Genomic DNA, 23,207 nt, shown 5'->3' with positions numbered 1-23,207 from the left:
ATCACAGGGAAGGGGTGAACCACAGCAGCGGCAGCAGGGCGGGCGGACCAAGCAGCGCCCAGGCCGTGCCGGGCGAGGGACGCAGACAGCTCAGCCCGGCGACAGCGCAGACCACCACCAGGGCCATCCAGCCGAACAGCGAGAGCGGAAAGGAGAGGTGGCTCCCCAGACCTTCCACCTCGTTCCGGGTCCAGGTGGTCAGCCCGCCCAGCGCCAGCAGCACGCACAGGGCCACGCCGACCATCCGCACCCGCTCGGGGGCCGCACGCGCCACCGTCAGGCCACCGGCCAGCAGCCACAGGGCGTAGCTGCCGAACACGGTCACGACCAGCGTCATGGTCTGACCCCGGATGTTTGGGCGGGAGAGCTGCTGGACACGGCGGGTTCATCCCCTCTCAGTTCTGCGGCAGCCGCAGCGCGAGTTCTTCGGGCAGGTCGTCGTAGAGGTCGCGCCAGGTCTGACCGTCGAAGGTCACTTCCGATTCGATAAAGGCCTGGGCGAGGGGGTCGGGGTCGGTCAGGGCGTCCACCGGGATGTCGATGCGGATGGCCTGGGGCACGGGCAGGGCGTCCACGTCCTCCAGGGCGGGGGTGTCGGGCGTGAACATGTCACGCAGGACCTGTTCGGTGAAGGTAGCCCAGGCGTCCGGGTCCCCGGCTCCGGTCGCCCGCAGCAGGTCGGCCCGGACGCGCTCGGCCTGGTCGTCGGGAATATCCCCCTGCGCCCAGTCCACGCGGCCGTCGGCCCAGACCGTCACCTCCACGGTGTCCACGTCAAGCAGGTTCTGGAGGAAGCCGCCCAGCTCGCCGCCATCCTCCTCCAGCTCGGCGTCCGGGTCCTCGTAGGAATGCCAGGTTTCGCCGTCCAGGGTATAGAAGCGGCTTTCCAGGGGAAGGTGGACGTCGTGTTCGCCCAGGGAGGCCACGTTGAAAAGGCCGGAGAGCGGCGCGCGCTCGCGCAGTTCCAGGCGCACGCGGCGGGCGGTGGGAATCAGCGCTTCGTCCTCCTCCTCCTCGGGCAGGTCGAGGGACTCGTAGTGCGTCTCGGCCCAGCCTTCGGGCGTCTCGCCGTGCCAGTCACGCACCAGGGCTTCGAGCTGCTCCAGATGCCCGGCGGGCGGGTCCGGCTCGAAGTCGATGCGGCCCTCGCGCCACTGGGTCGCGTCGTAGCTGGCGACCAGCGCGCCCTGTTCGTGGGCGAGGGGGTGCTGCATCAGATATTGCAGTCCCGCGAGCGGATTCTCGTCTTCCGGCAGGCTCTCCCAGTGTTGCCCGTCCCCGGACGTCTCCAGGCGGCGCAGGTGCAACCAAGCGCCACCTTCCAGCGGCAGGTAGTCCTGTATCCCGCGCGACGTCCTGGGGTCGAGGTTGAACACCAGTTCGCCGGTCAGCCGCCGCAGCGGGGGCACCGGGATGGCCTCCAGGTCCTCGCGGGTCTGAAGGAGGCGGTCGGGCAGCCCCGCCATGATGTAGGCCCGGCGGTAGCCGCGTGCCCAGGCATCCCCGGCAGGTTGCGTCTCCCGCAGCGCGGCCACAATCTGCTCGCGCAGCGCCGCGTCGCCCGGCCCGCTGCCGAGGATGACGTTCCCCTGCGCGTCCAGCTCGGCCTCGAAGGGGTGAACGGTGGGCATCAGGCCCAGTTGCTTGCGTCGTTTGGCTTCACCCATAGCTGTCAGCTTAGAACGGGGGAGCGGGAAGCGGTACGCAGTGCGCGGGAACAGCTTTTACCGCGTCCCGCCTCCCGCGTACCGCGCCCTAGTCCGCCGCTTCCGTTCCGTCCGCGTTGTAGGCGCGCGGATCGCTGATGTACCCGGCGACGGCACTCGCGGCGACGGTGGCGGGGCTGGCGAGGTAAATCTGGGCGGTGGGATCGCCCATGCGGCCCACGAAGTTGCGGTTGCTGGAGCTGATGCACACGTCGTCCGGCCCCAGCACGCCCGAGTGCATCCCCAGGCACGCGCCGCAACTGGGATAGCTGACGCTCGCGCCCGCCTCGACGAAGACTTCCAGCAGGCCCTCCTGCGCCGCCTGCTTCCAGATGGCCTGGGTGGCGGGCACCACGATCATCTGCACGCCGTCCGCCACCCGGCGGCCCCTCAGGATGCGGGCCACGTCGCGCAGGTCCCCGATGCGCCCGTTGGTGCAGCTTCCCACGTAGGCGTGCGTGACGGCAATGCGGTCGCTGCCCGCCACCCGCCCGTTGCTGGGGATGTGGGGGTAGGCGACGGTGGGTTCGACCGCCGAGGCGTCGAGGTCGATGACCACCTTGTACTGCGCGTCGGGGTCGGAGGTGTACTCGGTGTACTGGTCCGGCGTGACGCCGCGCTCGGCCATATACGCCCGCGTCGTGTCGTCCACCGCCACGATGCCGGTCTTGCCCCCCGCCTCAATCGCCATGTTGGTGAGGGTGAAGCGGCCCTCCATGTCCATGCGGTCGATGGTGTCCCCCACCCACTCCATCACCAGGTAGTTCGCGCCGTCCGCACCGATGCGCTTGATGACTTCCAGTACGAGATCCTTGGGGGTCACGCCGGGCTGCATCTGGCCCGTCACGCGGATCAGCATGGTTTCGGGCACCTTGAACCACACCTTGCCCGCGTAGATGGCCCCGGCGAGGTCGGTGCTGCCGACGCCGGTGGCAAAGCACCCCAGCGCACCCGCGTTGCAGGTGTGCGAGTCGCCGCTCACGAGCGTCTGCCCCGGCCTGATCAGCCCGGTGTTCTCCAGCACCACGTGGGCGATGCCGCCGCGGCCCACGTCGTAGAAGTGCCGGATGCCCTTTTCCTGCACCCAGGACTTGAGCTTCTGATACATCTTCGCGGCCTTGATGTTCATGGCGGGGACGGAGTGGTCGGGCACCGCCACGATCTTTTCCGGGTCGAACACCCGGTCCATGCCGCGTTCTTCGAGCATCCGCAGGGCGGCGGGCGTGGTGATCTCGTGGCACAGCACCCAGTCGGTCGCGCACTCGATCAGTTGACCGGACACCACCGCTGCCTGTCCCGAGTGGGCTGCCAGAATCTTTTCCGCAATCGTCATTCCCATCCTGAACCTCTCCTTTTTGCGGCCCGCCCCCCAAACAAAAACCCCCGAAGTCTCGCGGCTCCGGGGGCGTAGGGATGAACGCTGGGTTCGCGCTCACCGCCCCCAACGAAGAAGAAGAAGAAGCGCCGCGCGGGCGTTCTTTCCGGTCATGGGAAGGGTGAACATCAAGAGGAAGTGTAGCGGGGAGAGGCCTGGCGGTGGGCAAGACGTGTAGACGGGCTGGAGGGGCGTGCGCGTCATGGCAACGTCAGAACTTCCCATTAGAATCCTGAGTGAAGATGAAGACCCCCCACCTCCGGCGCTTTCGCCTTCCCACAGCCCTGCTCGGCCTCACCGCGTTGCTAACGGCTTGCCCCTCCAATGGCGGCAATGGCGGCGACCCACCCGTTCCCGGCGCAGGCGGCAGATTGAACCCCTCACGGCTCAGCGGGCAACTGCCCCACTGGGCGTTCGGCAACGCCGAGGCGGCGCTCTACGTCTATTCTTCGGAACAGCTGCTGGAACTGCCAGAGGGCAAGATCACGGCGGGAGGCGCGGTGGATATTCCCCTGGGCCTTCCCGACGAGACGTTCGGCCTGCTGGAGGGTTGCACCTTCAGCGGCGAGCGGAGCGCCCCGGACGCACAGATTCAGTTCGCGGACATCCTGGCCCTCAAGGCGAGCGGCGACCTGCTGGGCAGCCTCACGGAAACGCGCGTCTCGGATCAGGTTCCCCTGACCCGGCTCTACGCGCGGCAGGACGCGACCTTCAAGGGCACCGCCATCTGCTCGGACACGACGCTGGGCCTGGACCTCAGCCTCAAGGCCGGGTGGAATGCGGTCGCCATGCGGCCAGGCGGCTTCAGCAGCGCGGCCCCCGGCACCCCGGTGACGCTGAGCTTCACGCCGCTGGCCCAGGAGGTCGTGTTCGGCTTCAAGGACACTTCCCCCCTGGTGCTGCGCGCCGGGCAGCCGGTCACGCGAGAGGTGACGGTCTATCAGGATGGCGGGGTGTCCGGGCAGATCGACCTGTCGACCGACGTGCCCGGCGTCGTGGTCACCCCCGGCACCCTGACGCTGCCCAGCCTGGGTGCCCAGGACCTCGGCAAGCGGGGCAGGGGGCCGCTGCTGCGTGCCCTGGGGCACCTCGGCACGCAGGCCGTGACGACCAACCTGACCTTCAGCCTGGACGGCAACGCCACCACGAGCAACAGGTCACTGAACCTGCTCGCGCGGCAGGGCAGCCAGACGATCGGTCAGGCCACCCTGTCCGCTGACATTCGCGTGCCCTCGGTGCAGGTGGGCGTGAACGGCCCCTACGGCACGGCGACCCTGAGCGGCTATCAGGGGGCCACACTGAAGGTGCCGCTGAGCCTCACCCCGCAGGACGGCCTGACCGGGAGCGTGACCCTCACCCTGGACGGCCTGCCCGAGGGCCTGAGCGCGGCTCCCCTGAAGGTGGACCTCACCGCGAATGCCACCACCAACCTCGAATTGCCTGTGCAGGTGGCACCGGGAGCGGCCCTGGGCGAGGTGCACGCCCAGATTGGCGGCAGCAAGGTGATCCCGACATCCCTCACACTCCAAATCAAGCCCGCCCGCGCCCTGCTGGACGTGCAGGGCACGCCCTCCTCGCTGACCCCCGCGGCCCAGGGCGTGTGGGTCATGGCGGCCTACAAGACACCCACGACCAGCCCCTTCACGCCGCAGGTCACCTTCCGCCGCTATGTCGGCAGCCAGGTCGCGGCCGAAGTCACGCTGGCGGACGTGTTCGGCGAACTGCTGCGGGTGCCGGGCGGCGACGCCTACGCCCTGAGCGCGGGCTACTCAGGGCCGGCAACGACCATCTACCGACTCAAGGACGATGGCAGCGTGACCCGGTTGCCCCTGTCCGGGTCGGGCGGCGGGATGAATATGCTGTACGGCAAGGTCGATGCCCAGGGCCGCCTCTGGTACACCGGGGTGACCAGCGAGGAGGTGGGCGTCATCCGCTCCGGGCTGTACCGCTGGGACCCGGCCACCGGGAAAAGCAGTCTGATAGATACCCAGAACGCCTACAGCAGCAGCGCTTCCAGCCTGGATTTCGTCGCCAGCGGCAATGGCCGGTACCTGTTCTACAAGGGCGGCTACAACAGCAAACCCCTGCTGATCGATACGGAAACCCAGGCCATCACCCCCCTGAGCGTGACTGGGGGAGGCCTCATCAACAGCGCTGCGGTCAGTGACAGCAGTCAGGTGTGGTACGAGACCTACGGGCGGCTCACACGAGTCAATCCGGACGGCACCTCGACGACCTTTCCGGCTGTGGACGGCAGCACCGTCAGCATTCTCGGGCTGGACCGGCAACAGCCGGACCTCCTGTGGCTGAAAGGCAGTGGCGGCATCATCCGTTTTGGTACGGCGGACGCCAGCAGCCGCGTCATCCTCACCGATATGGTGCAGGCCAGTGCCCTGCTGCCGGGGGGTGGCCTCACCTTCCTGACCCAGGAGTCGGTGGGCGGCGCGGCGCGGTCCTTCCTCAGCACCCTGCGCTGAACCGGTGCCTGGCCGCACCCCGACTGTCTTCAGGAGGTCGGGGTGTTTGCCTGTTCTGCCCGCCCCACAGGCCGCAGCACGAACCCCCCCCTCTTGCCCTCCTCCAGCCGCGCAAAGGCCACGTCGGGGTCGTGGGGCGTGGCGAGAATGGCCCCTTCCTCGAACCACTGCGGAAAGTACGTCTTGCGGGTGTCCAGCGTGGTCACGGGGTAGAGGTCGTAACCCATGATGTACGGGTAGGGCGCGTGGGCCAGGGTGGGCAGCAGGTCGGCCACGTACACCAGCGTCTGGCCCCCCGAGCGCAGGACCACGCCCTGCTGGCCGAGGTTGTGGCCGGGCAGCGGCAGCACGCTCAGGCCGGGCAGCAGCTCGTGTTCGCCGTCCATCACGTCGAAGAGGCCCGCGTCCAGAATCGGGTCGATGTAGCCGGGGATATAGCTGGCGCGGCTGCGCTCGTGGGTGTGCTGGGCGTCGTGGAGTTCCTGGCGCTGCACCACGTAGCGGGCGTTCGGGAAGGTCGGCTCGCCGGTCAGCGTCACGTTGCGCCCGGCGTGGTCGAAGTGCAAGTGCGTGTTCACCACCAGGTCGATGTCGTCCGGCGCGAGGCCCAGGTCAGAGAGGCCCCGGAACACCGTCTCGTCGCGGTCCAGGGCATACATGCCCTCGAACTTCTCGCCGCCCTGGTCCCAGAAGCCGGTCTCGACCAGCACGTTCCTGCCGCCCAGGCGGATCAGCAGGGGATTGATACGCAGCCGGATACGGTTCAGCTCGTCGGCGGGCGCGCCGCGCTCCCACAGCACTTTGGGGACGCTGCCGTACATCGCGCCGCCGTCGAGGCGAAACTGTCCGTCGGTAAGGGAAAACACGTCGGCGTCACCGACACGGAGATGCTGGGTCCAGGCCATGCCCGGCAGGATAACGGAGGCGCGGCCCAGCGGAGAAAGCTCCGAGAGGGGCATGAAGCGAACTTCACAGCCTGCCCATCCCGCTGACCCGCCCGGCAGGAACACTGGGGTCAGAACCCGGTCAGACAGGGCGGGTCAGAGCAAGGGAGGCTGAACATGACGCAAAGCAGTGGACAGAGCGGCGGCGGAATGAGCATGAAGATGACTGACCTGCAAGACCTCTACCTAGAGCAGCTTCAGGACGTGTACTCGGCAGAGCAGCAACTGACCCAGGCCCTACCGAAGATGGCCCAGGCCGCCAGCGACCCCCAGCTCAGCCAGGGGTTCCAGATGCACCTGCAACAGACCCAGCAGCAGATTCAGCGCCTGGAACAGATCTTCCAGGACCTGGGCCAGCAGCCCGGCGGCAAGACCTGCAAGGCCATGCAGGGCATCGTCGCCGAGGGTCAGGAAACCATCCAGGAAAAGGCCACGCCCGCCGTGCGTGACGCCGCCCTGATCGCCGCCGGCCAGCGCGCCGAGCACTATGAGATTTCCGCCTACGGCACGCTGCGCACCTACGCCGAACTCCTGGGCCGCCAGCAGGACGCCGACCTGCTGCGCACCACCGAGGACGAGGAAAAGGCCACCGACCAGAAGCTGACCAGCCTTGCCCGCGGCATCAACATGGAGGCGATGAACCAGTAACCCTGGTTACCCGGAAGTGCCCGCAGAGCTTTCCCTGCGGGCACCTTTTCTGTGGGTTCTGTTGGGCCGAGTCTGTCGAATCTACCCGAAGCCGTCCCCGTCAGTCCCGGCGGCACCCCGCCGCGATGTCGGCGGCGAGCGCGGCCACATCCTGCCCGCCCGCGATGGCGTTGATAAAGGCGCTGCCGACCACCACACCGTCCGCGACCTGCGCGACCTGGTGGGCCGTCTGCCGGTCCTTGACGCCGAAGCCGACCGCGATAGGCACGCGGGCGTGCTGCCGGGCCAGGGCGAGCATGGCGGGCACCTCGCCCAGCGCCGCCCCCTCGCGCGCGCCGGTGACGCCCGTGACGCTGACGGCGTAGAGGAAGCCGGTGCAGGCCTCCGCCACCAGCCGCACCCGCTCCGGCGTACTGGTGGGCGCGATCAGGAAGGTGACGGCGAGGCCATGTTCGGCGGCCAGGTCGGCAATCTCGATGTCCTGGTCGGGCGGCAGGTCGGGGAGAATCAGGCCGTCCACACCCGCCTCCTGCGCGAGGCGCATAAACTCGCGCGGGCCGACGGCGTAGATGGGGTTGACGTAGGTCATCACCACGATGGGCTGATCGTGCCGCTGGCGTAAGGCCCCCACCAGTTCCAGCGTGCGCCGGGTGCTGGTGCCGCCCGCCAGGGCCTGCTCGCTGGCCCGCTGAATGGTGGGGCCGTCGCCCAGGGGGTCACTGTAGGGAAGACCGACCTCCAGAATGTCGGCCTGGGACAGCAGCGCGTCGGCCACGGCGGGAAAGGCCTCTGCCGTCGGATATCCGGCCGTCATGAACGGAATAAAGGCCGCGCGGCCCTCGGCCTGCGCCCGCGCAAAGGCGGCGTGGAGGCGCTCGGCCCCCCTGGTCAGGGTGGCGGTCATGCGGTCACCTCTTCCCGCTGGGGTTCCGGGGACTGTGCTGCCGAGGACAGGGCTTCCGGGGACTGGGCTTCGGGGGACTGGGCTTCCAGGTCAAGCAGGCGCATCACCTCGGCCACGTCCTTGTCGCCGCGCCCCGACAAGTTCACCACGATGACACCTTCCGGCCCGAGTTCGCGCGCGAGCTGCACGGCGTGGTAGATGGCGTGGGCACTTTCCAGCGCGGGAATGATGCCCTCCAGGCGGGTGAGGAGTTGCAGCCCCTCCAGCGCCTGCGCGTCGGTGACGGGCACGTACTCGGCCACGCCCGTCTCGCTGTAGTAACAGTGTTCGGGGCCGATGCCGGGGTAATCCAGGCCCGCGCTGATGGAGTGCGGGGGGACGATCTGGCCTTCGGCGTCGTTGAGCAGGTACATCAGCGAGCCGTGCAGCACGCCGATGCGCCCACCCGCCACGCTGGCCGCGTGCTTGCCGCTGTCCACACCCTCCCCGGCAGCCTCGGTGCCGATCAGGCGGGGGCGCTGGGCGGGCGGCAGATAGGCATAGGGCGCGAAGATGCCGATGGCGTTGGAGCCACCCCCCACGCAGGCGACGATGGCGTCGGGCGCGGCGCGGCCTTCGAGGTCCTGAAGCTGCACCTTGACCTCCTCACCGATCACGCTCTGGAAGTCGCGGACCATCGCGGGGTACGGGTGCGGCCCCACCACGCTGCCCAGGATGTAAAAGGTGTCGCGCACGTTGGTCACCCAGTCGCGGATGGCCTCGTTGGTGGCGTCCTTGAGGGTGGAGGTGCCCGACGTGACCTCGCGGACCTCCGCGCCCAGCAGCTTCATGCGGAAGACATTCATGGCCTGGCGGCGGATGTCCTCCGCGCCCATGTAGACGATGCACTCCAGCCCCAGCAACGCGGCGGCGGTGGCGCTGGCGACCCCATGCTGCCCCGCCCCCGTCTCGGCGATCACGCGGCGTTTGCCCATGCGCCGGGCCAGCAGCGCCTGCGCCAGGCAGTTGTTGATCTTGTGCGCCCCGGTGTAGTTCTGGTCCTCGCGCTTGAGGTAGATCTTCGCGCCGCCCGCGTGGTCGGTGAGGCGCTGCGCCAGGTAGAGGCCGCTGGGCCGGCCCACGAAGTCGGTCAGCAGGCGGGCCAGTTCGTTCAGGAACTCGGGGTCGGTTTTGGCGGCGTTGTAGGCCTGCTCCAGTTCATCCAGCGCCGGAATCAGCGTCTCGGGCACGTAGCGCCCGCCGAAGCGCCCGTACCGCCCCCGCGCGTCCGGCTGCGGGTAGGTGGGAAGTGTCAGGGACATATTTTTCAGAGTAGAGCGCTGGGCCTAACGGGTGTTAGGGAAACTTAGACAGGCGGTCTAAGTTTGTGACTTGATGAAGGATCCCGCCGCCTCCAGCCGCGCCCGCCAGACCGGCAGCAACTCGGCGGCCTCGACCGTTTCCGGAACCTCCCAGCCCAGCGACCGGGCCAGGGCCGCCAGCACCCGTCCGGCGTCTTCCCCGCCCTCCCGCAGCGCCTGGACGGGCGGCGCACCTCCCCGCTTGGCGAGGCGTTCGCCGCGAAAATCGGTCATCAGAGGGACGTGCAGGTAACGCGGCTGCGGGTATCCCAGCGCCCGCCCCAAAGCGACCTGCCGGGGCGTGGCGGGCCAGAGGTCCAAGCCGCGCACCACGTCTGTCACCCCCATCAGTGCGTCGTCCACCACGACGGCCAGGTGGTAGGCGTACACGCCGTCGTTGCGCCGCAGCACGAAGTCGCCCACCTCGGCGGGGAGGTTCTGGCAGAGCGTGCCCCCAGTCAGGGCGTCCATCACACAGACCGTCTCGTCGGGCACCCGCCAGCGCACCGCGGCGGGGCGGGCTGGATCGGCGGGGTGGAGGCGGCAGGTACCGGGGTAGACCGGCTCCTGACCGTGGGGTGCGCCCGCGCTCTCCTCGATGGCCTGGGCAATCTCGCGCCGGGTGCAGGTGCAGGGGTAGGTCTGCCCCGCCGCCGTGAGCCGCGCCAGGGCGTCCGCGTAGACCTCCCGCCTCTCCGACTGCACGAACTCGGCGTCCCACTCCAGGCCCAGCCAGGCCAGGTCGCGGCGGGTGGTATCGCAGGCCCAGGGGCGGACCCGGCCCGTGTCCAGGTCCTCGAAGCGCAGGAGGTGCCGCCCGCCCAGCGCCCGCGAGTGCAGCCACGCGAGCAGGGCCGTCCGGGCATTGCCCAGGTGCATCGCCCCGGTCGGGCTGGGGGCGAAGCGGCCCACCACGGGACGGTCCACTCCGGGGAAGGCGGTCATGGACCCAGGCTAGCGCGGCATCAGACGGATTCCGGCCATTGCGTGAGCCTTCAGGAAAACGCTGAAGGCTCACTCCATTCTGGAATCCGTCCTTTTCCTTCTCTGCTGCGCAGCTCTGCGAGTCCTTCCAGTCGGGTTTCGCAGTGATGGCATCACTGTTCAACCAGGATTCTTATCATGGCGGCATGACCGACGACCGCGTGCAGACCCTCCTCCAGGCCGAGACGTACTGGACCACGCGGGCGATGCGCGAGCAGGGCAGCCGCTTCTACCGCGCTCTGGGCGAGGCACTAGAGGCCGCAGACCTCGGCAACCGCCGCCGCATCTATGGGGTGTGGACCGCGGAGCTATGGGATTTTTACGAACGCGGTTTGCGTCTGGAGGAAGCGGAACGGGAAGAGGCAGGCGGCGACTCGGGCGAGGGCTGAAAGGTCAGGGCCAGCAGCGCCTCGCGCACCACCGCACGCAGGGCGGCGAGGGCACCGGCCCGCTCCGGCTCCGTGTGCGTCCGCTGCCGCAGGTTCCGGGTGCGTTCCGCGCGGCTCTGCCCCGGCACCGGCTGCCCGAGCAGCGCGAGGAAAAGCTGCGTGAGCAGGGTCCACAGGGCACCGAGCATGGCTCTCATGCCGACGTTACGTCTGCGTGGCCCCCGGCGTTCCCGGCGTATGCTGCCGCGCATGACCCCAGAGCCACAGGCGACCCTTCTGGCCGTGTTCGCGCACCCCGACGACGAGGCCTTCAGCATCGGCGGCACGCTGACCCACTATGCCCGGCGGGGCGTGCGGGTGGTGCTGGCCTGCGCCACGCGCGGCGAGGCGGGCAAGATCACGGTGCCGGGCATGACGGTAGACGACCTGGGGCAGCAGCGCGAGGCAGAGCTGCGCGCCGCCTGCCGCGCCCTGGAGATTCCCGAACCCGTCTTTCTGGACTATCACGACTCGGGCCGCTTCGAGCGCACCCGCCATAACGACCCGCTCGCCCTGATGAACGTGAACCCGCTGGACGTGGAAATCAAAGTGCGCGCCCTCGTCGAGGAGGTGCAGCCGCAGGTGATGGTCACCTTCGACCCCCACGGCGCGTACGGGCACGTGGACCACCTTCAGATTCACCGGGCCGCCACCGCCGCCTTCTTCAGCACCGGGCACCTGCCGGGCGGCGGGCCGCAGCGGCTGTATTACACGGCGCTGACCCACGCGGCGGCGCAGGGCCTCGCGCGCATGGGCCAGGACCTCGACCCCCTGGTCTATGGGGTGAGCGAGGGAACGGTGGCCGTGCGCATGAACGTGGCCGCCTACGCCGAGAACAAGAAAGCCGCCCTGGCCGCCCACGGCACGCAGACGGGCGAGCAGAGCCTGCTGGGCCGCATGACGCCCGAGGAACGCGCCGCGATGGAACAACGGCTGCTGGGCACCGAGAGCTTCAGCATCGGCGGCACGCGCACGGCGCTGGAACGGTACCCGCTGCGTGGGCTGTTCGACGGGGTGCCGGGGCTGGGGGAGCTGGACGATTGACGCGCGGCCGGTGGCCCGGGGCAAGAACGCCCTGCCGGGCCACCGGCCACACGCCGCCCACCCCTCTACCCCAGCAGCCGCCGCACCGCGAAGCGTACCCGGCCCAGGCTGTCCACCCGGTCGAAGGCGGTCAGCAGCACCTGGTTGCCGTGTGGCGTGAGCAGGATGGGGCCGTCCTCCACGTCCAGCAGCAGGTCCTGCCACTCGCCCTGACCCAGAGCGGCGCGCAGGCTCCCCACCACCGCGCGCCCCGCCGGCACCACGCTGATATCGGCACCGCTGCCCGCACTCGCCACGATGCTGCCTGCCGCGTCGATCAGGGCGACGTGCCGGATGCCGCGCACTTCCAGCAGTTGCTGGATCATGCCGGTTCCGCCCGCGGCAGGTCGGTGAGTTCGAGGGCCAGGCGCGCCAGAAGCTGCTGCGCCAGGCGGGTGTCGTGGCCGCGCGTCACGGCCACGCCGAGGGTGAAGTCGCCGCTGGTCACGGCCACCACCTCGACCCGCTCGCTGGTAAAGGCGAGGCGGGTCACGTAGCCCGCGCCCAGGCGGCGGCTCAGGCGGTCCAGGCCCACCCGGAGCGAGGCGAGTTCGGCGGCCAGGGCCTCACCCCCCTCGCCCAGCAGTTCGATGGGCAGGCCGTCCGGGCTGACCAGGGCGCAGGCCATCACACCCGGCACGCCGCGCAGGGAATCGAGTCTCATCTTGCCTCCGGGCCAGCAGGGCAGTTCACGGCGTTCATACGGATTCCGGTTGAACAGTTATAAAAACTGTTCAACCCGAGCGGACTTGTAAAGCTGCGAAGCAGAGCGAGGAGGAAAAAAACGGTTGCCGGGAAAGGAGTTATCGAATCGGCGCTTTCCCGCTTCGATAACGGATTGGACGGAAACCGTATCACAGGTAGCTCTCCAGTTGGCGGGCGGCCTCGCGGCCATACAGCCGGGCCTGCCCCAGGTTGCTGCGGGCGTCCAGGGCCAGCAGCAGGAAGAAGTCGGGGGTGATGGGATGCAGGTACACGCCGAGGCGCTCGCCGCGCAGGTACAGCTCGCGCATCGCGCCCGCCCCCAGCGTTTCGCCGTAGGCGGCGCTCGTGGCCCGCAGCAGCCCCGCATGCTCCGCGACGAGAAGGTTCAGGTCCGTGACCGCGGCGGCGTGGCCCTCGACCAGCAGGCCGTCCAGCCCACCGATTGCGGCGGCCCACGCCCCGTCCACGTCCGCCACCAGTTGTGTGAGATGAGGCAGCATCAGCCGGCATCATAGGCGGCCAAGTAACGCAAAAGTCTCACAAATGTGTCAGACGTTCGCGTAGCCCGGTCTGCTCTGCCTCGCTGAAGCCGTGCGCGGCGAGGTACGGCCCGACGCCACCCCAGTCCGCGTCCAGATGCTCCAGGGCCGTCAGGATGTCTTCCGGGCGGGAGGCGACGAAGGGTTCCACCTTCACCCGCTCTGCCGAGGTTCGCCTGGTCTGGGAGTCAGCGTAGAAGGCCCAGAGTTCCGGTTCACTCGCCGCATAATCGGCGGCGATTTCTCCGCGCGGCATCCCTGTCAGTTCCAGACACAGGGCCACGATCAGTCCAGTGCGGTCCTTCCCGGCGTGGCAGTGGATCAGGACCCGGCCGGGGGGCGCGTCCAGAATTGCCCCCAGGATGGCGACGATCTGGTTCGCGGCATGGTCGAGGTGGGCGCGGTAGTGGTCGGCATTCGTCTGTGCCTCTGCCGCCGCCGTATTCAGGGCGCGGTTGCGGTAGGGCAGCAGGGGAAGGTTCAGGTATTCAGTGCGCCCGAGAAAGGGCGGCGCGTCCATGTCCCGCTCTGCCCGGTTGCGGAGGTCCAGAATGCGCACGAATCCCGCCGCCAGCAGCTCGCGCCTCCCCCGTTCACTCAGGCGGCTGAGGTTGCCGCTGCGCCACAGGCCGGGCAGGGGACGGCGGAAGTTGAGGGCACCATCGGGGACAGGCATCCGTGCATGGTGAGGGCTGGTAGGGTGCACAACCACCCCCTCCGCTTCCTGTTTTTGGCGTCCCCGTGCGGTAGAATGGCAGCAGTGAAGGGAATGGGTCGCGTTACGCTAACAGCATAATGTGGTATACTCATTCCATCCCCGGCCCGCTTGCAAGATGGGCGCTGGCCGGGTTTCTTCCCCTCTCACCGCCAGCGGACCCCCTCCGGCTGGCGCACCCCTGACTGGAGCCTCATGACTGGAATTCATCCCGTTGACATCACCAGCGAAGTCAAGTCCAACTTCATCAACTATGCGATGAACGTGATCGTGGACCGGGCGCTGCCCGACGTGCGCGACGGCCTCAAGCCGGTGCAGCGCCGGATCATGTACGCGATGCTGCTCGAAGGCCTCGCCAGCAACCACAAACACGCCAAGAGCGCCTCCGTGGTCGGTGAGGTGATGAAGAAGTACCACCCGCACGGCGACTCGTCGATCTACGACGCGATGGTGCGCCTCGGCCAGTGGTGGAACATGCGCTACACGCTGGTGGACCCCCAGGGCAACTTCGGCTCCATCGACGGCGACCCGCCCGCCGCGATGCGCTACACCGAGGCCAGGATGACCAAGGTGGCCGAGGAGGTGCTGGCCGACCTCGAAAAGGAGACGGTCGACCTCAAGCCCAACTACGACGAGACCACCGAGGAACCCAGCGTGCTGCCGTCGGCGGTGCCCAACCTGCTGATTAACGGTGCGGTGGGCATCGCGGTGGGCATGGCGACCAACATTCCGCCGCACAACCTGACCGAAATCAGCAACGGCCTGCTCGCACTGATCGACAAGCCCGAGATCCAGCTCGACGAGATGATGACGCACGTGCTGGGGCCGGACTTCCCCACCGGCGGGCGCATCAGCCGCCAGGGCATCCGTGATGCCTACGCGACCGGGCACGCCGGGCTGAAGGTGCGTGGCAAGGCCCGCATCGACGAGAAGAACGGGCGCACCCAGATCATCATTTCCGAGATCCCGTATCAGGTGAACAAGACCAACCTGATCCAGACGATCAGCGCGATGTACAAGGCCGGGAAGATTCCGGACATCTCCGCCCTGCGCGACGAGTCCGACCGCAAGGACCCGGTGCGCATCGTCGTGGAGCTGAAGCGCGGCGCGATTCCGACGCTGGTGCTGAACCAACTGTACAAGTACACCCAGCTTCAGAGCACCTTCACGGTGATCAACCTCAGCATCGTGAACGGCGAGCCGCGCGTGCTGCCCCTGATCGACACCATGCGCGCCTTCCTGGCCCACCGCCGCGACGTGGTGACGCGCCGGACGCGCTACGACCTGAAAAAGGCCGAGGAACGCGCCCACGTGCTCGAAGGCCTGATCAAGGCGCTCGACCACATCGACGAGGTCATCAGCCTGATTCGCGGCAGCAACACGGGGGCCGAGGCGCGTGACGTGCTGATGGCCCGCTTCGGCCTGTCCGAGATTCAGGCGCAGGCGATTCTGGACATGCGCCTGCAACGTCTGGTCGGCCTGGAGCGCGAGAAGCTGCTGGGCGAGTACGACGAACTGCAAAAGACCATCGCCCGCCTGCGCTCGATCCTGGGTGACGAGAAGCTGCTGTGGCGCGAGATCAAGAAGGAAATCCGCGAGGTCCGCGACCGCTACGGCGACGAGCGCCGCTCGACCATCACCGACCTGGAAGACGACATCTCCAAGGAAGACCTGATCGCCGTCGAGGACATGGTGATCACCATGACCAAGGCGGGCTACCTCAAGCGCACCAAGCTCGACGCCTACCGTGCCCAGGGCCGGGGCGGACGCGGTGCGTCGGGCGGCAAGCTGCGCGACGAGGACATCAACACCCGCGTATTCGTGGGCAGCACGCACGACTACCTGCTGTTCTTCACCGACGCGGGCCGCGTCTTCCACGAGAAGATCTACGACCTGCCGGAAGCGGGCCGCGACGCCAAGGGCACCCACATCCGCAACCTGCTGCCCTCCCTGCGCGAGGACGAGAACATCGCCTCCGTGCTGAGCGTGAAGGGCTTCGACGAGCCGGGCAGCTTCGTCTTTGCGACCAAGCGCGGCATGGTCAAAAAGACCCTGATCACCGAGTACGGCAACATCACCTCGGCGGGCCTGATCGCGATCAACCTCCAGCCCGGCGACGAGCTGATCGGCGTGAGCATCCAGCGCGACGGCGATGATGTGGTGCTGGCGACCTGCGGCGGCCAGGCGATGCGCTTTGCCGCGACCGAGGTCCGCGACACGGGCCGCGCCACCCAGGGCGTGATCGGCATGCGCCTGCGCGAGGACGATCAGGTGGTCAGCATGGCCCTGGTCCCCGGCGGCGAGGAAGGCAGCGAGCTGCTGGCCGTCAGCGAGTACGGCCTGGGCAAGCGCACCCCCGTCAGCGACTACCCCAGCAAGGGCCGCGGCGGCCTGGGCGTGATCACCCTGGACGTGACCGACAAGACCGGCCAACTGGTGACCCTGACCCACGTCGCCGGGAACGAGGAACTGATGGTCCTGACCGAGAAGGGCACCGTGATCCGCACCCGCGTCGAGGAGGTCCGCGTGACGGGCCGCAACGCCCAGGGCGTGAAGGTGATCAACATCGGGGACAAGGACCGCGTGATCAGCGCCTTCTCCATCCGGCGCGAGGACGAGCTGTAATCCCCCGCAGGCTTCAGGTGTGCCCGGCCCCGGTGGTCGGGCACACTTTTTTCTCCCGGTTCTCCCGTCGCCTACCGCACGCGCAACGAGGAATCTGGAATGGTGGAACGATGAGGAAAGTATGAGGTGAGGCCACACGCACCCCACCTTTTTTTGTTCGACGTAGAGCCGATTTCGGCCTCCCTACCCACTGCCGAGCTTCGTAATCTAAAACATTTTTAAAGAAACAAAAGTGTTTACAAAATCGTGACGAGAGGTTACACTGTGACCTGTACCGGGATGTCCCCGGACCCCGAGAACCCCCAGAATCCAACGCCCAGGAGGCGAGCCTAATGACGCAGACCAACACCAGCCCCTCCCTGAACAAGACCTTCGTCGACACTGTCACCTACCGCCCCGGCGCGGTGATCCTGTACCCCGGCAAGAGCGACATGCTCTACCGCGTCGCCTCCGGCCTGGTGCGCGTGCACACGATGGACGACGACGGCAACGGCCTGACGCTGCGCTACGTGAAGCCCGGCGAGTACTTCGGCGAGGAAGCCCTGGCGGGCGTCAACCGCGCCTACTTCGCGGAGGCCGTGACCGACTCCACGGTGGACGTGATCAACCCCGCCCTGATGACCGCCGAGGACAACCTGGTCGTGACCACTCACCTCGTCAAGACGCTGGAACGCGCCTACGAGAGCATCTACCGCCTGGTCGGCAAGCGCCTGCGCGCCCGCATCGCTGGTGAGCTGCTGGAGCTGAAGGATACGGCCCTCGCCACCCAGCTCGACAGCGGCGAGACGATGATCTACGCCACCCACGACGAACTGGCTGCCGCCGTCGGCAGCGTGCGCGAAACCGTGACCAAGGTGGTCGGCGAACTCAGCCGCGAGGGCGTGATCAGCGCCGGCTACGGCAAGATCACCCTCAAGAACGAGCAGGCCCTCGGCCAGATCGCGGCGGCGTAACCCCGCCCTCCCCTTCACCTCGCACCGACCGTCCGGGACACCCCGGGCGGTTTTTCGTTTTCGGGCGGTGAAGACAGATTCGTCCAGATACGGCAGACCGCACCGGGGGCCGGGCCGCTACACTCGCAGGGTGACGAGCCAAGCCCAGACCCCCTTCACCCCCGAACGGCCCCTGCGGGTCGCCGTGATCGGCAGCGGCCCCAGCGGCGTCTTTGCCACCGAGGCGCTGCTCAAGCAGACGGACCTGCCGGTCGAGGTGGACGTGTTCGACCGCCTCCCCACCCCTTACGGCCTCGTTCGCTATGGTGTCGCCCCCGATCACCTCACCATCAAAAGTGTCACGAAGGGCTTCGAGAAGACCCTCTCCGACCCGCGCGTGCGCTTTCTGGGCAACGTGGAGTTCGGGACGGACCTCACGCACGAGGAAGCCCGCCAGCATTACGACGCCGTCGTGTATACCGTGGGCGCGTCCTCCGACCGCCGCCTGGGCATTCCCGGCGAGGACCTGCGCGGCAGCATGAGCGCCACCGAGTTTGTCGCGTGGTACAACGGCCACCCCGACGCGGCGGCCCGCGACATGGTCCTGAGCGCGACCGGGGTGGCCGTGGTCGGCGTGGGGAACGTGGCGCTGGACGTGAGCCGCATCCTGGTCAAGACCACCGAGGAACTGCACAGCAGCGACATCGCCGCACACGCCCTGGGTGCCCTCGAACACAGCCACGTGCGGGACGTGTGGGTGCTGGGCCGCCGCGGACCCCTCCAGGCCAAGTTCACGACCAAGGAACTGCGCGAGTTCGGGGAGCTGAGCGGGGCCGACCCGGTCGTGAAGCCGGAGGAAATCGCCGTCAGCGAGGCGGAAGAGGCGCAGGTCAGCGACAACACGGTCAAGAAGAACCTGGAAGTGCTGCGCGACTTCGCCGGGCGCACGCCGGAGGGGAAGGACCGCCGCATTCACCTGCGCTTCCTGGTGTCGCCGGTCGAGATTGTGGACGACGGCCAGGGCAACGTGGGCGGATTGAAAGTCGAGAAAAACCGCCTGGACGAGCAGGGCAACGCGGTGGGCACCGGCGAGTACGAGACGCTGCCGGTGCAGATGGTGCTGCGCTCGGTGGGCTACAAGGGCGTCAGCCTGCCCGGCGTCCCCTTCGACGAGCGGCGCGGCGTGATTCCCAACCTGGAGGGCCGGGTGGAGGGCCGCGCGGGCGAATACACCGCCGGCTGGATCAAGCGCGGCCCCAGCGGCGTGATCGGCACCAACCGCAAGGACGCCGTGGACACCGTGGCCCACCTGCTGACCGACGCGAAAGCCGGAACGCTTCCCGCCGCCCCCCAGCCCACCCGTGAAGCGGTGGACGCCCTGCTGCAAGGCCGGGGCGTGGACGTGTACACCTTCCACGACTGGCAGGTGCTGGACACCCACGAACTCGCCCAGGGCCAGGCCCAGGGCCGCCCCCGCGCCAAGGTCGTGCACAAGCACGAGATGCTGACGCATCGGCGGAAGTAAGGCAGAAAGCGAAAGGCAGAAGGCAAGGGACCAAGCCATCCGCCTTCTGCCTTTCGCTTTCTGCCATCTGCCATACTCCCCCCCATGCAGAGCGAGCCGCCCCCACCCACCGACATCCTGGTTCTCGGCGGCGGCCCGGCGGGACTGCACGCGGCCTTTTACGCGGCGTGGCGGGGCCTGAGCGTGCGCGTGCTGGAGGCGCGGGGCGAGGTCGGCGGGCAACTGATGGCGCTGTACCCCGACAAGGTGATCTACGATGCGCCGGGCACGCCCCAGGTGCGAGCCGCGGAACTGGTGGCGGCACTGGTCGCCCAACTGGCACCGCTGAATGTAGACCTCCGCACCGGCGAGGTAGCCCGTAGCCTCGAACCGGACGGCCAGGGTGGCTGGGTGGTCGGCACGGACGGCGGCAGGTACAGGGCGGGAGCTGTCATTCTGGCCGCAGGCATGGGAGCACTCCTCCCGCGTGAGGTGCGGGTGCCCGGCACGGAGACTCACCCGGACGTGAGAACGGACCTGCCCGACCCGGCCAGCCTCACGGGAAGGCGGTTGCTGGTCGTGGGGGGCGTGCCCCAGGCGACACGGGCGGTTCTGGAACTGGCCGAGGCTGGTGCGACGGTTGCCCTCACGCATCGGCGGGCGGGCTTCCGGGGCGACCCACAAATGCTCGCGCGGCTGGAGGCAGCGCGGGAAGCGGGCCGCGTCCATGTCCTGGCCCCCGCGGTACTGACCTGCCTCACCCCGCAGGGAGCAGAGGTGACGGTGGGCGGCGACACGGTGGAGGTCCAGGCCGATACCGTGCTGGTTCTGAACGGCTACCTGCCCGACCTCTCCCCCCTGCTGGGCTGGCCGCTGGGCTGGGAGGGCGAGTACGTGCCGGACAGCTCCGGCGGCCAGACGGCCCTGCCGGGCGTCTACGTGGTGGGCGACCTCGCTCGCTCGGGCGGGGACTTCAAGCTGCTCTCGCTGGCCTTTGCCCAGGCCGCCATCGCCGCCAACCACGCCACGCATCATGTGCGGCCCGACCTGAAGGTGCGCCCGGGGCACAGCAGCGAGCGGGGCGGGTACCCGGAGGACAGGAGCCAGGGCTAGCGAGGCTGCTACACCCGGCGACCTTCCTCAAACCACGAATGCCCGCACGCCGCGCTCACGGCAGGCGCGCAGGAGGTTCTGGCGAGTCACGGCGACCACCTCGGGGTCGGGGTGGGCCAGAGTCAGGACGGTGCGGGAACGGCCCACCGCATCGGTGCCGTTCCGGGCGTGCAGGGCTGCCCCACCGGGAGTCGCCAGCAGCGCGGTGAGGGTCGGCTCATCCGGGGCAGCAGGTAGGGTGACGTATTCGCGGACCTCTTCCACAGGTTAGGGGTGGCCCAGGCGGCGGGCGGCGTCGCGTGCAGCCTCCTCGCCCCAGAGGTGGGCGGCGACGGCCAGGGCCGCGTGCAGGGCGGGCAGGCCGCCGGGCGTGGTGGTCAGCGGTCCATCGGTAACGACCTCGCCGGGGCGCACCTCGGCGGGGGCATGGCCCCAGAGGGTATCGGCCAGGTCGGCGGGGCCGCCCACCACCCGGTCCCGCAGCACGCCCGCCTCGCCCAGCAGGAGCAGGCCGCTGCCGCTCGCGCCGGTGGGAAGCGCGGCGTGGCGGGCCAGGAACTCACGCAGCAGGGGGTCGCGGGCCGCCTTTTGCGCGCCAGGGCCGCCGGGAAGAAGCAGGCCCGCCGGCTCGGGCAGGGCGGCATACAGCACGTGCGGCGTGCTGACCAGCCCCCCGGCAGTCACGATGCTGGCCCGCGAGCGGTTTACGGTGCGGGTGGCTCCCTCGCCCCCGCACAGGCGGCAGACAGCGACCATCAGCCCCAGTTCCAGCTCGCTGACGTCCGCGTAGACGGGAATGGCGACCACGGGACCCTCGGGGGCCTGCGGCTCGGGGGCACCGGTCATGGCTGGAGGGGCTGGACGCGGTACACTCGCCGGGCAGCAGGCGGGCCGACCTCCCCGCGCTCCAGCAGCCGCGTGATGACGTCGCCGGGCAGGCGCTCGATACGCGCCAGGTAGGCCCGCAGGGTGTCGGGGCCGTCAAAGCGGCGGGGGTGGGGGTCGCCCTCCACGAACAGGTCGAGCCAGACCAGCGCGGCTGTCCCCCCGCTCATAGCTCGCGCAGGTCCTCCCAGAGCTGCCAGCCGACGCCAGGGGGGGTGGCGTCCAGCAGCGGCCCCAGCGCCTGGCTGGCGGCCTCGGCGTTGGCGTGCAGGGCGTCGCCGTTCGGCTTGTCGTCGTAGACACCCAACACCGTGAACTGGTAGAAGGTCTGGCCGGCAGTCGGCTCGCCGTTCTCGAAAAAGGCGAAGGGCGGCGTGACCGTGTCCCACAGCACGTGGGCGTCGTCCAGCTCATGGGGCAGGTAGTGTTCCAGGTCCACGTCGGCGTGACTGGGGTGCCAGAGGTAGCCCTGAAGCAGGCGCACGGCGGCGCGACCTCCCGCCTCCCCGTGCTCGTCTGGGGTGCTCATCGCCCCGCAGCATACCCGCTCGGGCGGCCGGAGGGAGATGGATAAGCAAGGGGTCAAGGCCGGGCACTCAGGAACCGGAGCGCGCCCTCCCCCGCCGCTGCCGCAGCAGGCGCGCGGCCAGCAGCGCGGCGAGGACCAGGGCCGCTATCAGCGGGGCGGTGTGGTCCTTTTTCACGCCCCACCAGTAGTGCAGCACGCCCAGCAGGGCGGCGGCGTACACCAGCCGGTGCAGGCGCTGCCAGCGCAAAAAGCCCAGGCGGCGCACGGCGTCCCGGGTGCTGGTCAGGGCCAGGGGAAGCAGCAGCACCAGCGCCGCGAACCCCACCGTCACGAAGGGCCGCTTCAGCACGTCTTCCAGCACCACGTCCGGCGTGAAGCCGTGGTCGAAGAGATACAGACCGAAGTGCAGCAGGGCATACACGAAGGCCAGCAGCCCCAGTGCCTTGCGGATGCGCGCGGGCCAGGTCCAGCCCGTCAGGCGGCGCAGGGGCGTGCAGGCCAACGAGAGCAGCAGCAGCGCCAGCGCCAGTTGCCCGCTTTGCAGGATGGCGCGCTGGACCGGGTTGGCTCCCAGCGCCCCGCTCCCGGCATCCAGCAGCAGCACGGCCACCGGCAGCAGCCCGCCCACCACCACACCCGGCCCCAGCCACGGGAGCGGCGGGGAGGAGGTGCGGGCACGCGCCGACCTGGCTGCCCGGGTTGCCGCCGTCCTGGCTGGCGGCGGGCCGCTGGAGGCTGGCTGCCCCTCCCCCATCAGAAGAAGCGGCGCAGGTCCATCCCCTTGTACAGGTGCGCCACCTGCTCGGCGTAGCCGTTGAAGGGAAGCGTGGGGCGGCGGCGCAGTTCACCGATGCGGCGTTCGGTCGCCTGGCTCCAGCGGGGGTGCGGCACCGCCGGGTTCACGTTGGCGTAGAAGCCGTACTCGTCGGGGGCCGCCAGCGCCCAGGTGGTCTTGGGCTGCTCGCGCGTCAGCGTGATGCGGACGACGGATTTGATGCTCTTGAAGCCGTACTTCCAGGGCACCACCAGCCGCAGCGGCGCGCCGTTCTGGTTGGGCAGCACGCGCCCCTGGAGACCCACCGCCATGAAGGTGAGGGGGTGCAGCGCCTCGTCCAGCCGCAGTCCCTCCACGTAGGGCCAGTCGAGGACGCTGCTGCGCTGGCCGGGAAACTGTTTGGGGTCGTCGAGGGCGGTGAACTTCACGTATTTGGCGTGGCTGTTCGGCTCTACCCGGCGCAGCAGCGCGGCCAGCGGAAAGCCCAGCCAGGGCATCACCATCGACCAGCCCTCCACGCAGCGCATACGGTAGATGCGGTCTTCGAGCGGGAACCAGGACTGGAGGGTATCGATGTCCACCTTCACCGGCTTCTTGACCTCGCCGTCGATGATCACGGTCCACGGGCGGGTTCTCAGGCTTCCGGCGAGGCGGGCGGGGTCGTCCTTGCCCGTGCCGAACTCGTAGAAGTTGTTGTAGGTGGTGGCCTGGGCGTAGGGCGTGACCGCCTCGGAGGTGTCGTAGGGGCCGAGGGGCCGCCGGGCCTGGGCCAGCAGCTCGCCCGGCTCGCCCTCGGCCAGCGCGCCGGGGCGGCGGGTCAGGACTTCCAGGCCACCACCCAGCAGGGCCACCGTGCCGGTGAAGAGGGCGGCATTCTTGAGAAACTCGCGGCGCGGGGGCACCGGGTTGGTGGTTTCGGGGGTTTCCGTGTCGGGGAGGTCGGGCGTCTCGGGAAACTCGGGGGGCATTCCGGGCATGGGTCCTCCTTCTACCGTG

General features: G+C 68.9%; 26 protein-coding genes. 8 read left to right on the top strand and 18 right to left on the bottom strand.

Annotated features, from left to right (window positions below):
• Position 1: 1 nt before the first annotated feature.
• The 3 genes from ABEA67_RS02245 to ABEA67_RS02235 all read right to left on the bottom strand — a co-directional run bounded on the left by ABEA67_RS02245 (position 2) and on the right by ABEA67_RS02235 (position 3,045).
• Entirely contained in the window at positions 2-337 is a 336-nt protein-coding gene (locus ABEA67_RS02245) for a hypothetical protein (RefSeq protein WP_345460234.1), read from the bottom strand.
• 58 nt (positions 338-395) lie between these two features.
• Complete coding sequence (locus tag ABEA67_RS02240) at positions 396-1,667, bottom strand: hypothetical protein (RefSeq protein WP_345460231.1); 1,272 nt, start codon at positions 1,665-1,667, stop codon at positions 396-398.
• Positions 1,668-1,755: 88 nt separating this feature from the next.
• Positions 1,756-3,045: a 3-isopropylmalate dehydratase large subunit gene (locus tag ABEA67_RS02235; protein ID WP_345460228.1), complete on the bottom strand. Its 1,290-nt coding sequence runs from the start codon at positions 3,043-3,045 to the stop codon at positions 1,756-1,758.
• A gap of 272 nt (positions 3,046-3,317) precedes the next feature.
• Here ABEA67_RS02235 and ABEA67_RS02230 point away from each other — a divergent pair, with 272 nt between their 5' ends.
• Complete coding sequence (locus ABEA67_RS02230; protein WP_345460225.1) at positions 3,318-5,558, top strand: COG1470 family protein; 2,241 nt, start codon at positions 3,318-3,320, stop codon at positions 5,556-5,558.
• 29 nt (positions 5,559-5,587) lie between these two features.
• Here the strand turns inward: ABEA67_RS02230 and ABEA67_RS02225 are convergent, their stop codons facing one another.
• A complete protein-coding gene (locus ABEA67_RS02225) occupies positions 5,588-6,463 on the bottom strand; it encodes an MBL fold metallo-hydrolase (protein ID WP_345460222.1) in 876 nt (291 codons plus the stop codon).
• Positions 6,464-6,619: 156 nt separating this feature from the next.
• Between ABEA67_RS02225 and ABEA67_RS02220 the strand changes: the two genes are divergently transcribed.
• A complete protein-coding gene (locus ABEA67_RS02220) occupies positions 6,620-7,150 on the top strand; it encodes a ferritin-like domain-containing protein (protein WP_345460219.1) in 531 nt (176 codons plus the stop codon).
• A gap of 100 nt (positions 7,151-7,250) precedes the next feature.
• Here ABEA67_RS02220 and trpA read toward each other — a convergent pair whose 3' ends face one another.
• Genes trpA through gluQRS form a run of 3 tightly spaced genes read right to left on the bottom strand, consistent with a single transcriptional unit; the run spans position 7,251 to position 10,339 of the window.
• Positions 7,251-8,054 (bottom strand): tryptophan synthase subunit alpha, encoded by an 804-nt coding sequence (gene trpA / locus ABEA67_RS02215; protein WP_345460216.1) that lies wholly within the window; start codon positions 8,052-8,054, stop codon positions 7,251-7,253.
• Positions 8,051-9,355 carry a tryptophan synthase subunit beta gene (trpB, locus tag ABEA67_RS02210; RefSeq protein ID WP_345460213.1) on the bottom strand — a complete coding sequence of 435 codons (1,305 nt, stop codon included), beginning with the start codon at positions 9,353-9,355 and terminating at the stop codon, positions 8,051-8,053. The genes trpA and trpB overlap by 4 nt, the downstream gene beginning before the upstream one ends.
• Before the next feature lie 57 nt (positions 9,356-9,412).
• Positions 9,413-10,339, bottom strand: coding sequence for a tRNA glutamyl-Q(34) synthetase GluQRS (gene gluQRS, locus ABEA67_RS02205; RefSeq protein ID WP_345460210.1), 927 nt, complete (start codon positions 10,337-10,339; stop codon positions 9,413-9,415).
• Positions 10,340-10,524: 185 nt separating this feature from the next.
• On the opposite strand from gluQRS, the gene ABEA67_RS02200 reads away from it, so the two are divergent.
• Complete coding sequence (locus tag ABEA67_RS02200) at positions 10,525-10,767, top strand: hypothetical protein (RefSeq protein ID WP_345460207.1); 243 nt, start codon at positions 10,525-10,527, stop codon at positions 10,765-10,767.
• Here the strand turns inward: ABEA67_RS02200 and ABEA67_RS02195 are convergent.
• The gene (locus ABEA67_RS02195) at positions 10,698-10,955 is read right to left on the bottom strand and encodes a hypothetical protein (protein ID WP_345460204.1); all 258 of its coding nucleotides are present in this window, start codon (positions 10,953-10,955) and stop codon (positions 10,698-10,700) included. The genes ABEA67_RS02200 and ABEA67_RS02195 overlap by 70 nt on opposite strands.
• 61 nt (positions 10,956-11,016) lie before the next feature.
• Between ABEA67_RS02195 and ABEA67_RS02190 the strand changes: the two genes are divergently transcribed.
• On the top strand, positions 11,017-11,850 hold the full coding sequence (locus ABEA67_RS02190; RefSeq protein ID WP_345460201.1) for a PIG-L deacetylase family protein: 834 nt from the start codon (positions 11,017-11,019) through the stop codon (positions 11,848-11,850).
• Between the two features lie 65 nt (positions 11,851-11,915).
• Here ABEA67_RS02190 and ABEA67_RS02185 read toward each other — a convergent pair whose 3' ends face one another.
• From ABEA67_RS02185 to ABEA67_RS02170, 4 genes are all read right to left on the bottom strand, one after another.
• Positions 11,916-12,215, bottom strand: a complete 300-nt coding sequence (locus ABEA67_RS02185; protein WP_345460199.1) for a roadblock/LC7 domain-containing protein — start codon at positions 12,213-12,215, stop codon at positions 11,916-11,918.
• Positions 12,212-12,553: a roadblock/LC7 domain-containing protein gene (locus tag ABEA67_RS02180; protein WP_345460196.1), complete on the bottom strand. Its 342-nt coding sequence runs from the start codon at positions 12,551-12,553 to the stop codon at positions 12,212-12,214. Before ABEA67_RS02180 ends, ABEA67_RS02185 begins: the two co-directional genes overlap by 4 nt.
• Positions 12,554-12,743: 190 nt before the next feature.
• Positions 12,744-13,094 carry a roadblock/LC7 domain-containing protein gene (locus ABEA67_RS02175; protein WP_345460193.1) on the bottom strand — a complete coding sequence of 117 codons (351 nt, stop codon included), beginning with the start codon at positions 13,092-13,094 and terminating at the stop codon, positions 12,744-12,746.
• Positions 13,095-13,131: 37 nt separating this feature from the next.
• The gene (locus ABEA67_RS02170; protein WP_345460189.1) at positions 13,132-13,809 is read right to left on the bottom strand and encodes a tyrosine-protein phosphatase; all 678 of its coding nucleotides are present in this window, start codon (positions 13,807-13,809) and stop codon (positions 13,132-13,134) included.
• A gap of 234 nt (positions 13,810-14,043) precedes the next feature.
• Here ABEA67_RS02170 and gyrA point away from each other — a divergent pair, with 234 nt between their 5' ends.
• From gyrA to ABEA67_RS02150, 4 genes are all read left to right on the top strand, one after another.
• Positions 14,044-16,473, top strand: a complete 2,430-nt coding sequence (gene gyrA / locus ABEA67_RS02165) for a DNA gyrase subunit A (RefSeq protein ID WP_345460186.1) — start codon at positions 14,044-14,046, stop codon at positions 16,471-16,473.
• Positions 16,474-16,805: 332 nt separating this feature from the next.
• A complete protein-coding gene (locus tag ABEA67_RS02160; RefSeq protein ID WP_345460183.1) occupies positions 16,806-17,426 on the top strand; it encodes a helix-turn-helix domain-containing protein in 621 nt (206 codons plus the stop codon).
• Positions 17,427-17,556: 130 nt separating this feature from the next.
• Positions 17,557-18,930 carry an FAD-dependent oxidoreductase gene (locus ABEA67_RS02155; RefSeq protein ID WP_345460180.1) on the top strand — a complete coding sequence of 458 codons (1,374 nt, stop codon included), beginning with the start codon at positions 17,557-17,559 and terminating at the stop codon, positions 18,928-18,930.
• Between the two features lie 84 nt (positions 18,931-19,014).
• Positions 19,015-20,022, top strand: a complete 1,008-nt coding sequence (locus tag ABEA67_RS02150) for an NAD(P)/FAD-dependent oxidoreductase (protein ID WP_345460177.1) — start codon at positions 19,015-19,017, stop codon at positions 20,020-20,022.
• A gap of 27 nt (positions 20,023-20,049) precedes the next feature.
• On the opposite strand, the gene ABEA67_RS02145 is transcribed toward ABEA67_RS02150, so the two are convergent.
• The 6 genes from ABEA67_RS02145 to msrP all read right to left on the bottom strand — a co-directional run bounded on the left by ABEA67_RS02145 (position 20,050) and on the right by msrP (position 23,188).
• Positions 20,050-20,286, bottom strand: a complete 237-nt coding sequence (locus ABEA67_RS02145) for a hypothetical protein (RefSeq protein ID WP_345460174.1) — start codon at positions 20,284-20,286, stop codon at positions 20,050-20,052.
• A 3-nt stretch (positions 20,287-20,289) separates the two neighbouring features.
• A complete protein-coding gene (locus tag ABEA67_RS02140) occupies positions 20,290-20,868 on the bottom strand; it encodes a type 1 glutamine amidotransferase family protein (RefSeq protein ID WP_345460171.1) in 579 nt (192 codons plus the stop codon).
• Positions 20,865-21,077, bottom strand: coding sequence for a hypothetical protein (locus ABEA67_RS02135; RefSeq protein ID WP_345460168.1), 213 nt, complete (start codon positions 21,075-21,077; stop codon positions 20,865-20,867). The genes ABEA67_RS02140 and ABEA67_RS02135 overlap by 4 nt, the downstream gene beginning before the upstream one ends.
• Positions 21,074-21,436, bottom strand: a complete 363-nt coding sequence (locus ABEA67_RS02130; RefSeq protein ID WP_345460165.1) for a DUF3208 domain-containing protein — start codon at positions 21,434-21,436, stop codon at positions 21,074-21,076. Before ABEA67_RS02130 ends, ABEA67_RS02135 begins: the two co-directional genes overlap by 4 nt.
• A gap of 67 nt (positions 21,437-21,503) precedes the next feature.
• Positions 21,504-22,070, bottom strand: coding sequence for a protein-methionine-sulfoxide reductase heme-binding subunit MsrQ (locus ABEA67_RS02125; RefSeq protein ID WP_345460161.1), 567 nt, complete (start codon positions 22,068-22,070; stop codon positions 21,504-21,506).
• 119 nt (positions 22,071-22,189) lie between these two features.
• Entirely contained in the window at positions 22,190-23,188 is a 999-nt protein-coding gene (gene msrP / locus ABEA67_RS02120) for a protein-methionine-sulfoxide reductase catalytic subunit MsrP (protein ID WP_345460158.1), read from the bottom strand.
• Positions 23,189-23,207 lie beyond the last annotated feature (19 nt).

Source organism: Deinococcus carri, assembly GCF_039545055.1.
Classification (GTDB): domain Bacteria; phylum Deinococcota; class Deinococci; order Deinococcales; family Deinococcaceae; genus Deinococcus; species Deinococcus carri.
The sequence above is the reverse complement of the archived record's forward strand: the minus strand, read 5'-3'. Positions and strand labels throughout refer to the sequence as shown.